12 protein-coding genes are annotated in these 14,413 nt (G+C 72.9%); 9 read left to right on the top strand and 3 right to left on the bottom strand.

Annotated elements, in window-relative coordinates:
- Positions 1–12 precede the first annotated feature (12 nt).
- From rnc to ACFO0B_RS04180, 9 genes are all read left to right on the top strand, one after another.
- On the top strand, positions 13–747 hold the full coding sequence (gene rnc, locus ACFO0B_RS04220; RefSeq protein WP_378610949.1) for a ribonuclease III: 735 nt from the start codon (positions 13–15) through the stop codon (positions 745–747).
- A 1-nt stretch (position 748) separates the two neighbouring features.
- Entirely contained in the window at positions 749–1,630 is an 882-nt protein-coding gene (gene mutM, locus ACFO0B_RS04215; protein WP_378610948.1) for a bifunctional DNA-formamidopyrimidine glycosylase/DNA-(apurinic or apyrimidinic site) lyase, read from the top strand.
- A 27-nt stretch (positions 1,631–1,657) separates the two neighbouring features.
- Positions 1,658–2,242, top strand: a complete 585-nt coding sequence (locus tag ACFO0B_RS04210; RefSeq protein ID WP_233019789.1) for a dihydrofolate reductase family protein — start codon at positions 1,658–1,660, stop codon at positions 2,240–2,242.
- The gene (locus ACFO0B_RS04205) at positions 2,239–3,261 is read left to right on the top strand and encodes a PHP domain-containing protein (protein ID WP_378610947.1); all 1,023 of its coding nucleotides are present in this window, start codon (positions 2,239–2,241) and stop codon (positions 3,259–3,261) included. The genes ACFO0B_RS04210 and ACFO0B_RS04205 overlap by 4 nt, the downstream gene beginning before the upstream one ends.
- 105 nt (positions 3,262–3,366) lie before the next feature.
- Positions 3,367–4,893, top strand: coding sequence for a substrate-binding domain-containing protein (locus tag ACFO0B_RS04200; RefSeq protein ID WP_378610946.1), 1,527 nt, complete (start codon positions 3,367–3,369; stop codon positions 4,891–4,893).
- Positions 4,894–4,922: 29 nt separating this feature from the next.
- A complete protein-coding gene (locus ACFO0B_RS04195) occupies positions 4,923–6,008 on the top strand; it encodes a winged helix DNA-binding domain-containing protein (protein ID WP_378610945.1) in 1,086 nt (361 codons plus the stop codon).
- A gap of 333 nt (positions 6,009–6,341) precedes the next feature.
- Positions 6,342–7,427 (top strand): glycosyltransferase family 4 protein, encoded by a 1,086-nt coding sequence (locus ACFO0B_RS04190; protein ID WP_378611131.1) that lies wholly within the window; start codon positions 6,342–6,344, stop codon positions 7,425–7,427.
- Positions 7,424–9,535: an amylo-alpha-1,6-glucosidase gene (locus ACFO0B_RS04185; protein WP_378610944.1), complete on the top strand. Its 2,112-nt coding sequence runs from the start codon at positions 7,424–7,426 to the stop codon at positions 9,533–9,535. Before ACFO0B_RS04190 ends, ACFO0B_RS04185 begins: the two co-directional genes overlap by 4 nt.
- Before the next feature lie 36 nt (positions 9,536–9,571).
- Positions 9,572–9,751: a hypothetical protein gene (locus ACFO0B_RS04180; RefSeq protein WP_378610943.1), complete on the top strand. Its 180-nt coding sequence runs from the start codon at positions 9,572–9,574 to the stop codon at positions 9,749–9,751.
- On the opposite strand, the gene ACFO0B_RS04175 is transcribed toward ACFO0B_RS04180, so the two are convergent.
- From ACFO0B_RS04175 to kdpA, 3 genes are read right to left on the bottom strand one after another with little or no spacing between them, the layout of a single operon-like run.
- Positions 9,736–10,602, bottom strand: a complete 867-nt coding sequence (locus ACFO0B_RS04175) for a potassium-transporting ATPase subunit C (protein WP_378610942.1) — start codon at positions 10,600–10,602, stop codon at positions 9,736–9,738. The two genes, ACFO0B_RS04180 and ACFO0B_RS04175, sit on opposite strands and share 16 nt — an antisense overlap.
- 1 nt (position 10,603) lies before the next feature.
- A complete protein-coding gene (gene kdpB / locus ACFO0B_RS04170) occupies positions 10,604–12,742 on the bottom strand; it encodes a potassium-transporting ATPase subunit KdpB (RefSeq protein ID WP_378610941.1) in 2,139 nt (712 codons plus the stop codon).
- On the bottom strand, positions 12,739–14,412 hold the full coding sequence (gene kdpA, locus ACFO0B_RS04165; protein WP_378610940.1) for a potassium-transporting ATPase subunit KdpA: 1,674 nt from the start codon (positions 14,410–14,412) through the stop codon (positions 12,739–12,741). Before kdpA ends, kdpB begins: the two co-directional genes overlap by 4 nt.
- Position 14,413 lies beyond the last annotated feature (1 nt).

The raw sequence follows: 14,413 nt of genomic DNA, 5'->3' as shown, positions 1-14,413 counted from the left end.
CCTCGTATCGACGTGACATCCAGTAGGGACGGCGCCCGCGCCTCCGGTGACCATGCGAGCCTGCTCGCCGCGCTCGGCGTCGAGCTGCAGCCGGAGCTGCTGCGGCTCGCGCTGACGCACCGCTCGTACGCCTACGAGAACGGCGGGCTGCCCACCAACGAGCGCCTGGAGTTCCTCGGCGACTCGGTGCTCGGGCTCAGCATCACCGAGCAGCTCTACCACGAGCACCCGGAGAAGTCCGAGGGCGAGCTCGCCAAGTTGCGCGCCAGCGTGGTCAACATGCACGCGCTGGCCGAGGTGGCGAGGGCGCTCGGCGACGGCGGGCTCGGCACGCACCTGCTGCTCGGCAAGGGCGAGGAGCTCACCGGCGGCCGGGACAAGCCGAGCATCCTCGCCGACGGCATGGAGTCGCTGCTCGGTGCGGTGCACCTGGAGCACGGCATCGAGGTGGCCCGCGCCGTCGTGCTCCGGCTCTTCGCGGAGCTGCTCGAGCGTGGCCCGCGGATGGGCGCGGGCCTGGACTGGAAGACCAGCCTGCAGGAGCTCACCGCCGAGCGCGGCCTCGGCGTGCCCAGCTACGAGATCAGCTCCACCGGCCCGGACCACGACAAGGAGTTCACCGCGACGACGGTGATCGCCGGGCGGCCCTACGGCACCGGGATCGGCCGCTCCAAGAAGGAAGCCGAGCAGAAGGCCGCGGGCACCGCCTACCAGGCGCTGACCGCCGAAGCCGCCGCCGACGCCTGACGTGCCGGAGCTCCCCGAGGTCGAGGTGGTCCGGCGCGGGCTGGCCGAGCACGTGGTCGGCCGGGTGATCGAGTCGGTCACCGTCACGCACGAGCGTTCGGTGCGCAGGCACCCGGCCGGCGCGGCCGATCTGGCCGCCCGGCTCTCCGGGCTGACCGTCGCGAGCGCCGAGCGCCGCGGCAAATTCCTCTGGCTCACCTTCGACGAGCCGGATCTCGCGCTCGTCGTGCACCTCGGCATGAGCGGGCAGATGCTGGTGCAGCCCGGCGCCGCGCCGCGGCAGAAGCACGCGCACATCACCGCGGGGCTGAGCGACGGCACCCAGCTCCGCTTCGTCGACCAGCGCACCTTCGGCGGCTGGGCGCTCGCCCCGCTGGTCACCGTCGACGGGACGCCGCTGCCCGCGCCGGTCGCGCACATCGCGCGCGACCCGCTCGACCCCCGCTTCGACCGGGAGGCCGCGGTCACCGCGCTGCGCGCCAGGCAGACCGAGATCAAGCGGCTGCTCCTCGACCAGGGCGTGATCTCCGGGATCGGCAACATCTACGCGGACGAGGCGCTCTGGCGTGCCCGCATCCACGGCACCAGGATCGCCGCGGGGCTGACCCGCCCCGCGCTGCGCACCCTGCTGGACGCCGCCACCGACGTGATGACCGCCGCGCTCGCCGCGGGCGGCACCTCCTTCGACGCGCTGTACGTCAACGTGAACGGCAACTCCGGGTACTTCGAGCGCTCGCTGGACGCCTACGGCCGGGTCGACGAGCCGTGCCGCCGCTGCGGTGCGCCGATGGTGCGGGAGCGGTTCATGAACCGCTCGTCCTTCTCCTGCCCGCGCTGCCAGCCGAAGCCGCGTGCCCGCGCCGGAAAGCGCGTTACCGTGTGAGCACCGGCGCCTGAGAGGGAAGGACGCATGCGCAAGCTCACCTACTACGTGGCCTCGACCATCGACGGCTTCATCGCGACCGAGGACGGCTCGGTCGACTTCTTCCCGGTCGGCGGCGACCACGGCCCCTACATCAACAGCCACTACCCCGAGACGCTGCCGACCAAGGTCCGCGAGGCGCTCGGCGTGGACAAGCCGAACCAGACCTTCGACACCGTCGTGATGGGCAGACGCACGCACGACTTCGGCGTGCGCACCGGCACCGCCAGCCCGTACTCGCACCTGCGGCAGTACGTCGTCTCCGGCACGCTGCCGGAGAACCCGGACCCGGACGTCGAGCTCATCGCCGGCGACCCGGTCGCCGCCGTGCGGGCGCTCAAGCGCGAAGACGGCCTCGGTATCTGGCTGTGCGGCGGCGGCGAGCTCGCGCAGGCGCTGCTGCCCGAGATCGACCAGGTGTTCCTCAAGCTGTACCCGATCGTGCTCGGTGCGGGCCGCCCGCTCTTCGGCGCCGGTTCGCGGCTGCCCGAGCCCGCCTGCTTCCGGGTGGTCACCAGCCGGGTCTTCGCCGACGGGGTCGCCTTCCTCAAGTACGCCGCGCTGCGCCCGTGACCGCGCCGGGCCCGGTCGAGGCGCTGCGCGAGATCGGCTTCTGGCTGGAGCGCTCGCGCGCCGAGACGCACCGGGTCAAGGCGTACCGGCGGGCCGCCGACGTGGTGGAGGCGCTCCCGGATCCCGAGCGCACCGCCCGCGCTGCGGCGAACTCGTGGCGCGAGCTGGCCGGGATCGGCCCCAAGACGGCGGCGGTCATCGCCGAAGCGGAGGCGGGGGAGGTGCCTGCGTACCTCGCCGAGCTGCGGCGGGCGGCCGCGCCGATCGGGCCCGCGGGGGCGGCGCTGCGGCAGCGGCTCCGCGGTGACCTGCACACCCATTCGGAGTGGTCCGACGGCGGCAGCCCGATCGCCGAGATGATGGCGGTGGCCGCCGCGCTCGGCCACGAGTACTGCGCGCTCACCGACCACTCGCCGCGGCTGACCGTGGCCAACGGGCTCTCCGCCGAGCGGCTGCGCCGCCAGCTCGACGTGGTCGCCGAGCTCAACGCGCGGATCGCGCCCTTCCGGGTGCTCACCGGGATCGAGGTCGACATCCTGGCCGGCGGCGAGCTGGACCAGGAGCCCGAGCTGCTCGCCGAGCTCGACGTGGTGGTGGCCAGTGTGCACTCCCGGCTCAGGGAGGACAGCGCCGCCATGACCGAGCGGATGGTCTACGCCGTCGCCAACCCGCACGTGGACGTGCTCGGGCACTGCACGGGGCGGCTGGTCGACGGCGACCGCGGCACCCGGCCGGAGTCGCAGTTCGACGCCGAGGTGGTCTTCGAGGCGTGCCGCGCCTACGGCACCGCGGTGGAGATCAACAGCCGCCCGGAGCGGCGCGACCCGCCCGCCCGGTTGCTCCGGCTCGCCGTCGAGATGGACTGCCTGTTCTCGATCGACACCGACGCCCACGCCCCCGGCCAGCTGGACTGGCTCGGCTACGGCTGCGAGCGCGCGCTGGCGAACGGGGTTCCGCCGGAGCGGGTGATCAACACCTGGCCGCTGGCCGAGCTGCTGGCCTGGACCACCGGGCGCTGAACCCGAGGAGAACACTCGGCGAACTGTCCCGCCCCGGGTGTCGATCCCCGGCCCCGCCGTCGAAACTGTGCTCACGGCAACCGAATACGGGGGAGGCGCGGGAGCGTGGACGGGTTTCCGATCGAGATCGTGCTCGCGCTGATCGGCGTCGCGGTGCCGATCAGCGCGTTCCTCTGGGAATTCGTCGTGGTCGGCAGGCGCAGGCTCGGCTACCGGGTGCAGATGGACACCCCGGTCACCGGCGAGATCGAATCGGTGTTCCCCGGTGTGCTCACCCGCCTGCGGCCCGAATCTCCGGACAGCGCAACTGATCTGAAGGATCTCTCGGTGGTGCTGGTCCGGATCGAGAACTCCGGCGCCACCACCATCGATACCAGCGACTACCAGACCCTCGACAACGGCAGGGCCGGGCTGCACGTGCACTTCCCGCAGCGGCGGGTGATCGGCATGGCGGTCACCGAGCTGAGCCACCCAGGCCTCGCCGAGTGTCTGGACGCCCGTTCGGGGATCGCGCATCGCTGGATCGCGAGCGCGAGCTGCGGGGTGATCGATCTGCCCAAGGTGCCGCTGAACCGCGGCGACCACTACAAGGTGCTCGCCATCCTGCAGCGCCACGGCAGGGCGGGTGCGGATGCGGAGCCGGAGCTGCGCGGCGGGATCAAGGGCGGGCGGCTGCTGGAGACCCGCAGCCGGACCGGGGCGCCGCGCGCGATGGTCCTGCTCGTCGGATTCCTGGTGCTGGTGATCGCGGCGCAGCTGGTGGTCGGCGTGGTTCGGGGGGACCGACCGCCGCGCGGCTGTGTCGCCGGCGAACTCACCGTGGTCGGGTCGTCGGCGCTGCGGCCGGTGATCCAGGACGCCGCCCAGCGGTACCGCGCCGAATGCCGCGACCTGCGCTTCGCTTTCGCCTTCGAGGGCACCGAGCGCGGGCTGGACCGGCTGACCAGGGCCGCCTCCACCGACGGCACGCTGATCGCCATCGGCGACAACCCGATCGGTGCCAACTACCCGAAGCTGGACCGCCGTTCGCTGGCGGTCGCGGTGTTCACCGTCGTCACCCACCCCGAGCTCGACCTGCCCTCGCTGACCACCGCGCAGCTGCGTGACATCTACGCCGGGCGGGTGACCGACTGGAGCGAGCTCGGTGGCCCGCCGCTGCCGGTGGTGCTGGTGGAGCGGGCGCCCGGCTCGGGGACGCGCGCGGTGTTCGAACAGCGGGTGCTCGGCGGGTCGCAGCCCGCGGTGCCGCACACCAGCTGCCTCGCCATCCAGGGCCGCGAGCTCGCCGGCCCCACCCGCTGCACCGCCGAGGTCACCGGCGACCTGTTGCAGACCGTGCGGAACACCAGGGGCGCCATCGGGTACAGCGAGTTCGGCGAGGCGACCAGGGCCGGGCTGCGCACCCCCGCGCTGAACGGCGTCGCCCCCGACCGGCAGGCCGCGCTGGCCGGGCGCTACGAGCTGTGGGGCATCGAGTTCGCCTACAGCTACGGCGGCGCCCCGCCCGGCTCACCGGCAGCCGCCTTCCTGCGCTACCTCACCGACGAGGCGGGTAGCGACGTCCTGCGCGCGCACGGCACCGAACCCTGCCGCGACCTGCCGAACCCCGCGCGCTGCGGCGAGAGCGGCTGAATGTCGGTGCCACCCGCGATGATGAAGTGGTGCCCGACCTCTCGCTGCGCGCCCTGAACCGCACCCTGCTCGCCCGCCAGCACCTGATCGAACCCGCCCCGCTCACCCCGGCGGCGTTGATCGAGCAGCTGGTCGCCGTGCAGGGGCAGGAGCCGAACTGGCCGTACCTGGGGCTCCGGAATCGGCTGCGCCGGTTCGAGCGCGCCGATCTGGCGGCCGCGCTGGCCGCGGGCGAGGTGGTGCGCTCGACCACGCTGCGCCGCACCGTGCACCTGACCACCGCCGCGGACTTCCGCTGGCTCCGCCCCACCCTGCACGAGCTGATCGCGGGCGCGGTCCGGCTCGCCTACTACCGCACCGAGCTCGACGGCATCGACCACGCCGCGCTCGCCGCCGCGGGCCGGGAGCTGCTCGGTGACCGGCTGCTCACCCGAAGGGAGCTGGGAACCGCGCTGGCGGAGCGGTTTCCGGAGCGGCACGTGCGCAGGCTGGCCGAGGCGGTCGAGGTCATGGTGCCGCTGGTGCACGGCCCGGAGTGCGGCGAGTGGGGGCGCTGGCGCAACCGCTACGTCACGGTCGGGCTGGCGGAGGCGCGGCTCGGCCCGCTCGCTCCCGCACCGGAGCCGGAGACGCTGGTGCGGCGCTACCTGGCCGCCTTCGGCCCGGCCACCGTCGCCGACGCGCAGGCGTGGTCCGGCGCGACCCGGCTGGCCCCGGTCTTCGCGGCACTGCGACCGGAGCTGCGGGTGCTGCGCGACACGGACGGCCGCGAACTCTTCGACCTGCCGGAGGCGGTGCTCGCCGACCCGGACACCCCGGTGCCGGTGCGCTTCCTGCCCGCCTTCGACAACGCCGTGCTCGGTTACCGGGACCGGCGCCGCATCGTGAGCGAGACCGACCGGCGGCGCACCGCGGCCGAGGCGTCGGCGGGCGTGCCGGTGTACCTGGTCGACGGTTTCGTGCACGGCCGGTGGTCGCTGGCGGGAAGCACACTGCGCGTCGAGCCCTGGTACCCGATCGGTAACTCGGATGATGCTGCCGTCCGGGAAGAGGCCGAGCGGACGCTGAAATTCCTGATTCCAAACGGGGAAGGGGCAATATCCATCGTGTGCTGAGTATTCGCCGACGCGCCGTCGGCTCTCGGTTTCGGGGTTTCGAGCGCCGAAAGTGGGCTATGTTGTCGGCGGCCCCCCTGGGAACTTCTCCTGGCGTTCCGCACCCTCCCAGGCCGACCTGCCCCATGGACGGCGGTGCTGTTCGGTCTTCACCTCCGCCGCGGCGGCCATCTTTCTGCGCCCGGTACACCGGTGTGCCGGGTGGATGTGCTCCAAGGTTGTTTCCCTGGAAGGAGGGTCATGAGCGCAGGGCTGTCAGCGCCGATCCCGGCGCAGTTCGATACCGCGGATCTGCTGTCGCTCGGTCGTCGTCCCGATCGGTTCCGGATCGCCATGGTGGTGCCCCCGTACTTCGACGTGCCGCCCAAGGCGTACGGCGGGGTCGAGGCGGTCGTCGCCGACCTGGTGGATTCGCTGGTCGGCCGGGGCCACGAGGTGACCCTGCTCGGTGCGGGTGAGCCGGGCACGAAGGCGAACTTCCTGCCGCTGTGGGACCGCGCGGTCCCGGAGCGGCTCGGTGAGCCGTTCCCCGAGGTGGTGCACGCACTGCGGGTGCGCCGCGCGATCGAGCGGCTCGCCGGTACCGCCGGGGTCGACCTGGTGCACGACCACACCTTCGCCGGCCCGCTCAACGCCCCCGCCTACGAGGGGCTCGGGCTGCCCACCGTCGTCACCGTGCACGGCCCGGTGCAGGACGACAGCTACCGCTACTACCGCGAGATGGGCGACGAGGTGGCGCTGGTCGCGATCAGCGACCGGCAGCGCGCGCTCGCCCCCGACCTGAACTGGGTCGGCCGGGTGCACAACGCCCTGCACGTGGACGAATGGCCGTTCCGCGCCGAGAAGAAGGAGTACGCGCTCTTCCTCGGCCGCTACACCGAGGACAAGGCGCCGCATCTGGCGGTTCAAGCGGCCCACGAAGCGGGTATCCCCCTGGTACTCGCGGGCAAGTGCAGCGAACCGGCGGAGCAGAACTACTTCGAGGAGAAGGTCCGCCCGCTGCTCGGCGAGCAGGACCACGTCTTCGGGATGGCCGATGCCACCGCCAAGCGCAGGCTGCTCTCCGAGGCGAGTTGCCTGTTGTTCCCGGTGCGGTGGGAGGAGCCGTTCGGCATGGTGATGATCGAGGCGATGGTCTGCGGCACGCCGGTGGTCGCGCTGCGCGGCGGCGCGGTACCCGAGGTCGTGGTGGACGGGGTGACCGGGCGGATCTGCGACGATCCCGCCGAGCTGCCCGCCGCCATCGCCGAGGTGCGCGGCTACGACCCGGCAGCCTGCCGGGCGCACGTGGCGGCCGACTTCGGCGCCGAGACGCTCGGCCGCGGCTACGAGGAGGTCTACCGGAAGCTGCTGCGCGAGCGCGCCGTTCGCTTCGCCGGCTCGACCGCCATGACCTTCGCGACGAGCGGCCGGGCATGACGGCCGACGCGCCCGCCCCGCTCAACGCAGGCGAACCCACCGGACTCGGTGGCTGCGGGGCCTCGGTGACCCTGGTGGAGGGCGGCACTTTCTGCCTGTCCAACCGGCTCGGCGACATCGCGCCGGGGTTACCGCACGGCCTGTTCTACCGGGACGCGCGCGTCATCTCCCGCTGGGAGCTGCTGGTGGACGGCAAGCCCGCCGATTCGCTCTCCGTGCTGAGCCCGGAGGCGTTCGCGGCCAGGTTCGTGCTGCGCCGTCCACCGCAGGCCGGGATCGCCGACAGCACGCTGCTCGTGGTCAGGGAGCGGCTGGTGGCCGAGGGCATGCACGAGACCATCACGCTGGAGAACATGGGCCGCGAACCCACCGCGGTCACGCTGGAGCTGCACGTCGACGCGGACTTCGTCGACCTGTTCGCGGTCAAGGAGGGCCGGGCCGGGCATACCAGGGCCGAGGTCGCCGTCGCCGACGGCGAGCTGCTGCTGCACGACCGGGCCGAGCGGATGCGCGGGCTCTCGGTGTCGTCCACGGTGGAGCCGGTGGTGCTGCCGGGGACCCTGGTGTGGCGGGTGGTGGTCCTGCCGGGCGAGCTCTGGCAGACCGAGATCATCGCCCAGCCCACCGTCGGCAACCAGCGCGTCCAGTCGGAGAACTACGGGCTCAGCGCGCCGGGCCGCAAGATCGAGGCCTGGCGCGACTCCGCCACCGACGTGCGCGCCGACGATCCGGTGCTGGCCCAGGTGCTGCGCCGCACCGAGAGCGATCTCGGCGCGCTGCAGATCCACGACGAACAGGGCGACGGCCGCCCGTTCGTCGCCGCAGGCGCGCCCTGGTTCATGACGCTCTTCGGCCGGGACAGCCTGCTGACCGCGTGGATGGCGCTGCCGCTGGAGGTCGACCTGGCGGTCGGCACCCTGCAGCAGCTCGCGGAGCTGCAGGGCCGCCGGGTGGATCCGCTCACCGAGGAGGAGCCGGGGCGGATCATGCACGAGATGCGCCGCGGCCCGGCCAGCGGCCAGGTGCTGGGCGGCAACATCTACTACGGCACCGCCGACGCCACCCCGCTCTTCGTCATGCTGCTGAACGAGGCGCACCGCTGGGGCGCCGACCGGGAGGTGGTGGAGGCGCTGCTGCCCGCCGCCGACGCCGCGCTGCGCTGGCTGCGCGATTACGGCGACCGGGACGGCGACGGCTTCGTCGAGTACCGCCGGGCCACCGACCGCGGCCTGGTCAACCAGGGCTGGAAGGACAGCTTCGACGGCATCAACGACGCGAGCGGGCACCTGCCCGAGGCGCCGCTCGCGCTCTGCGAGGTGCAGGGCTACACCTACGCCGCGGTGCTGGCCCGCGCCGAACTCGCCGAGGCCTTCGACGAGGTCCGGGTCGCGGCCAAGCTGCGCGACAAGGCCGCCGAGATGAAGCAGAACTTCGCGGAGAAGTTCTGGCTGCCCGAGCGCGGCTGGTACGCCGTCGCGCTGGACCGGGACAAGCGCCGAGTCGACGCGCTGACCAGCAATGTCGCGCACTGCCTCTGGGCGGGCATCGCCACCGACGAGCATGCCGAGCAGATCGTGCGGCGGCTCGGCGGCCAGGAGATGGACAGCGGCTTCGGGCTGCGCACGCTCGGCTCCGACATGGGCGCCTACAACCCGATGAGCTACCACAACGGCTCGATCTGGCCGCACGACACCGCGCTCGCGGTGGCCGGGCTGCTGCGTTACGAGCACCTGCCCGGCGCGGTCGAGCTGGCCACCCGGCTGGCAGGCGGGCTGCTCGACGCGGCCGCCGCCTTCGGCGGGCGGCTGCCCGAATTGTTCTGCGGGTTCCCGCGTTCCCGATTCGCGGCGCCGATCCCGTACCCGACCTCGTGTTCGCCGCAGGCGTGGGCGAGCGCGGCCCCGATGCTGCTGGTCCGCTCCTTCCTCGGGCTGGAGCCCAACGTGCCGGAGCGCACGCTCGGCGTGCGGCCGCGGCTGCCCGCCTCCTGGGGGACGGTGACGCTCTCCGCGCTGCGGCTCGGCGGCGTCACCGTCGACGTACAGGCCAAGGGCGACGAGGTCGCCGAGGTCCGGCTGCCGGACGAGTGGAAACTGATCGCGGAGTGAACTTCCCCCGATAATCGAACCCCGAGAGGCGCGACCATGCAGACCTCGCTGGACACCAGGGATCTGTGGAGCTCGCAGCACAGCGACTGTGCCGCCGTGCCCACCGTCCCGCTCGACACCGACCGGGCCCGCTTCATCTGCAGCATGCACGCGGGCCACGGCCCCGAGTGCCGCCAGTACCTGGCGGCGGCCGCGTTCTGCTACGGCGCCGGATAGCGCCGGTCCAGTTCCAGATTGAGCTCCAGCACGTGCACCGTCGGCTCGCCGAGGAAGCCGAGCGCGCGGCCGTCGGTGTGCGCGTCGACCAGGGCGCGCACCCGCTCCTCCGGCACTCCGCGGGCCGCGGCCACCCGGCGCAGCTGCAGCGCGGCGTACGCCGGGGAGATGTGCGGGTCGAGCCCGCTGCCGCTCGCGGTGACGGCATCGGCGGGGACCGCCGGAGTGTCGCTCGCCGGGCCGCGCACCGGGATCAGCCGGGCCGCGGACCAATCCTCCTGCTCCGCCGCGCATTCCACGGGAGCGCCACGGTAGCTGTCCAGGAAGGGGCGGGCCGGGCACGGCTGATTCACGCTGACCACCCGCACCGGCGTGGTCACGGTGCCGTCGGCGCCGCGCGGGCCGAAGACGGCGAGCACCGCCCCGACGCCGTCGGCGGCGCAGAACGGGCGGGAGCCGTCGACCCCCTCGCGGTCGCCGATCTCCCTGCTGCGCGTACAGACCTGGCTCAGCAGACTCGGCGCGGCGGCGGTGTCGACGATGTCCTCCGGGCCGCGATTGCTCGCGCCGCTGGCGAGCGTGTCGTACCCGTCGCCCGCCGCCGAGGGGCGGCTCTGGAAGTAGGCGGGCAGCGCGGAGCCGTCCGCGGCGGTGAAGGACTGGCCGAGCAGCCGGGAGCCGGCCACCGTGCCGTCGACGGTGAGCACCGACCCGTCGGCGCGCTCGCGCAGCCAGGGCAGCTGCCCGACCGCGGTCACCGCGAGCGGGTAGGCGAGCCCGGTGACGACGGTGAGCGCGGCGAGCGCGCGCACCGCGGCCAGGTGCTGCCGGATCCAGGTGGTCGTACGCATGTCAGGACATCCCGGGGAGAAGGTGGACGAACAGGTCGATGAGCTTGATGCCGAGGAACGGCACCGCGATGCCGCCGAGGCCGTAGATCGCGAGGTTGCGCCCGAGCAGTCCGGAGGCGCCGCTCGGCCGGTACCGCACCCCGCGCAGCGCCAGCGGGATCAGCGCGACGATCACCACCGCGTTGAAGATCACCGCCGCGAGGATCGCCGACTGCGGGCTGGCCAGCCGCATGACATTCAGCGCGGCCAGGCCCGGGAAGAGCGGAACGAACAGCGCCGGGATGATCGCGAAGTACTTGGCGATGTCGTTCGCGATGGAGAAGGTGGTGAGCGCGCCGCGGGTGATCAGCAGTTGCTTGCCGATCTCCACGATCTCGATCAGCTTGGTCGGGTCGGAGTCGAGGTCGACCATGTTGCCCGCCTCCTTGGCCGCGGAGGTGCCGGTGTTCATGGCCACCCCGACGTCGGCCTGCGCCAGCGCCGGGGCGTCGTTGGTGCCGTCGCCGGTCATGGCGACCAGCCGGCCGCCCTCCTGCTCCTTCCTGATGAGCGCGAGCTTGTCCTCCGGGGTGGCCTCGGCGAGGAAGTCGTCCACCCCGGCCCGCGCGGCGATGGCGGCGGCGGTGGCCGGGTTGTCGCCGGTGATCATCACGGTGCGGATGCCCATCCGGCGCATCTGGTCGAAGCGCTCGCGCATGCCGTCCTTGACCACGTCGACCAGGGCGAGCACGCCGAGCACCCGCGCGGTGCCGCCGCGCACCTCGCCGACGACCAGCGGGGTGCCGCCCGCGCTCGCGATCCGCTCGACCTGCGTGCCGATCTCGTCCGGCACCGAACCGCCCTCGGCCCGCACCCATTCCACGACCGCGGCGGCGGCGCCCTTGCGCAGCCGGTGGCCGCCGGCGAGGTCGACGCCGGACATCCTGGTCTGCGCGGTGAACGGCACCCAGGTGGCGCCGGCCAGCTCGCCGGTGGTGCGGGCGCGGCGGCCGTGGGCCTCCTTCGCGTGCACCACGATCGAGCGCCCCTCCGGGGTCTCGTCGGCGAGGCTGGAGAGCTGCGCCGCGTCGGCCAGCTCGTCCGGGGTGATGCCGGGGGCGGGCAGGAACTCCGAGGCCTGTCGGTTGCCGAGCGTGATGGTGCCGGTCTTGTCCAGCAGCAGCGTGTTCACGTCGCCCGCGGCCTCCACCGCGCGCCCGGACATGGCCAGCACATTGCGCTGCACCAGCCGGTCCATCCCGGCGATGCCGATGGCCGAGAGCAGCGCGCCGATGGTGGTCGGGATGAGACACACCAGCAGCGCGACCAGCACGATGCCGGAGATGCCTTCGGCGGTGAGCGCGAGGGTGTCGGCGACCCCGGTGTCGTTGCCGCGCGCGTAGATCGCCATCGGCTGCAGCGTCACCACCGCGCAGAGGAAGACCACGGTGAGCGCGGCGAGCAGGATGTTCAGCGCGATCTCGTTCGGCGTCCGCTGCCGCTTCGCCCCCTCGACCAGGGCGATCATGGTGTCGATGAAGCCGGCGCCCGGCTCCTGGGTGATCTCGACGACGATCCGGTCCGAGAGCACCGTCGTGCCGCCGGTGACGGCCGAGCGGTCGCCGCCGGATTCCCGGATGACCGGCGCGGATTCGCCGGTGATCGCCGATTCGTCGACCGAGGCGATGCCGTCGACCACGTCGCCGTCGGCGGGCACCACCTCGCCCGCCTCGACCACCACCCGGTCGCCGCGGCGCAGCTCCGGGGCGGGCACCCGCTGCTCGGCGCCGTCCGCGCCGAGCCTGCGGGCGACGGTGTCGGTGCGGGCCCTGCGCAGCGAATCCGCCTGCGCGCGGCCGCGGCCCTCGGCGACCGCCTCGGCCAGGTTGGCGAAGAGCACGGTGAGCCAGAGCCAGGCGACCACGGCGAAGGCGAAGAAGCTCGGGTCGGCCACCGCGAGCACGGTGGACCAGGCCGCGCCGACCTCGACGATGAGCATGACCGGGTTGTGCCAGAGCGTGCGCGGGTCCAGTTTGCGCAGCGCCTGCGGCAGGCAGGTGAGCAGCATGGCCGGGTCGAGCACGCCCGCGCGCACCGCGCCGTGGTGCCGGGGCTCCGGCGCGGGGGCGGCCGGGGCGGGGGAGGAGAGCGTGGAGGTCATGAACCGATTCCTTCGGCGAGTGGGCCGAGCGCGAGGGCGGGCAGGAAGGTGAGCGCGACCAGGACCACGGTCACGCCGGCGACCATGCCGATGAACTGGGGCCGGTGGGTGGGCAGCGTGCCCACCGACTCCGGGGTCCGGCCCTGCGCGGCGAGCGACCCCGCCAGCGCCAGGACCAGCACGATCGGCAGGAACCGGCCGAAGAGCATGGCCAGCCCGAGCGCGGTGTTGAACCACTCGGTATTGCCGGAGAGCCCGCCGAAGGCCGAGCCGTTGTTGGCGGCGGCCGAGGTGAAGGCGTAGAGCACCTCGGAGAGGCCGTGCGGCCCGGCGGCGAGCATGCTCGCCCGCTGGCCGGGCATCGCCACCGCGAGCGCGGTGCCGACCAGGATCACCAGCGGCGTCACCAGGATGTAGGCGGCGGCCAGCTCGATCTCCCGCGGGGTGATCTTCTTGCCCAGGTACTCCGGGGTGCGGCCGACCATGAGCCCCGCCACGAACACGGTGATCACCGCGAGTACCAGGATCCCGTACAGCCCGGAGCCGACGCCGCCCGGCGCCACCTCGCCGAGCTGCATGTGGATCATCGTCATCATGCCGCCGAGGCTGGTGTACGAGTCGTGGAACGAGTTCACCGCACCGGTCGAGGTGAGCGTGGTGTTGGCCGCGAAGACCGCCGAATCGACCACCCCGAAGCGCTGCTCCACGCCCTCGGTGGCGGCGCCGATCGCGGTCGGCACGGTGCCGTCCGCGCGCAGCTGGAAGAACACGGTGAGCGCGATGCCGGTGAGCGCGAGCACGGCCTGCACCGCCAGAATGGCGTAGCCCTGCTTCGGGCTGCCGACCATCCGGCCGAAGGTGCGCGGCAGCGAGCAGGCGATGACCAGAAGCAGGAAGATCTCCACCCAGTCGGTCCAGGCGGACGGGTTCTCGAACGGGTGCGCGGAGTTGGCATTGAAGAAGCCGCCGCCATTGGTGCCGAGCTCCTTGATCGCCTCCTGACTCGCCACCGGCCCGCCCGGAATCGGCTGCGCCGCACCGGTGACCGTCTGCGCGACCTGGTCGTGCAGCTGGAAGTTCTGCACCACGCCGCCGATCAGCAGCACCACCGCGCCCGCGAAGGCCAGCGGCAGCAGGACCCGCACGATGCCGCGCACCAGATCCACCCAGAAGTTGCCGAGCTCGCCGGCGCGGGTGCGGGCGAAGCCGCGGACCAGCGCGACCGCGACCGCCATGCCGACCGCGGCGGAGACGAAGTTCTGCACCGCCAGCCCGGCCATCTGCACCAGGTGGCCCTGGGTGCTCTCGCCCGCGTAGTTCTGCCAGTTGGTATTGGTCACGAAGCTGACCGCGGTGTTCCAGGCCAGCGCGGGCGTCAGCTCGGTGCCCGGATCGTCCAGGTGCAGCGGCAGCACCCGCTGCACCTGCTGGAAGGCGAAGAGCGCGAGCACGCCGACCGCCGAGAAGGCGAGCACGCTGCGGGCGTAGACCGGCCAGCTCTGCTCGACCTCGGGGCGCACCCCGATCACCCGGTAGATCAGCCGCTCCGCGCGGGAGTGCTCGGTACCGGTGTACACGCGATACATGTGGTCGCCGAGCGGCACGTGCACCAGCGCCAGCGCCGCGACCAGCGAGCCGACCACAAGGACGGCCCTGGCCGTGTCGTTCACC

The sequence above is a fragment of the Nocardia jiangsuensis genome (assembly GCF_042650385.1).
Lineage (GTDB): Bacteria > Actinomycetota > Actinomycetes > Mycobacteriales > Mycobacteriaceae > Nocardia > Nocardia jiangsuensis.
Note: the sequence above shows the minus strand (reverse complement) of the source record. Positions and strands in the feature narration are given on the sequence as shown.

Excerpts from the sequence above, each read along its gene's own strand:
- ACFO0B_RS04210 (WP_233019789.1), top strand. The coding sequence starts at position 1,658 with ATGCGCAAGCTCACCTACTACGTGGCCTCGACCATCGACGGCTTCATC.
- ACFO0B_RS04190 (WP_378611131.1), top strand. The coding sequence starts at position 6,342 with ATGGTGGTGCCCCCGTACTTCGACGTGCCGCCCAAGGCGTACGGCGGG.
- ACFO0B_RS04185 (WP_378610944.1), top strand. The coding sequence starts at position 7,424 with ATGACGGCCGACGCGCCCGCCCCGCTCAACGCAGGCGAACCCACCGGA.
- ACFO0B_RS04180 (WP_378610943.1), top strand. The coding sequence starts at position 9,572 with ATGCAGACCTCGCTGGACACCAGGGATCTGTGGAGCTCGCAGCACAGC.
- ACFO0B_RS04175 (WP_378610942.1), bottom strand. The coding sequence starts at position 10,602 with ATGCGTACGACCACCTGGATCCGGCAGCACCTGGCCGCGGTGCGCGCG.
- kdpB (WP_378610941.1), bottom strand. The coding sequence starts at position 12,742 with ATGACCTCCACGCTCTCCTCCCCCGCCCCGGCCGCCCCCGCGCCGGAG.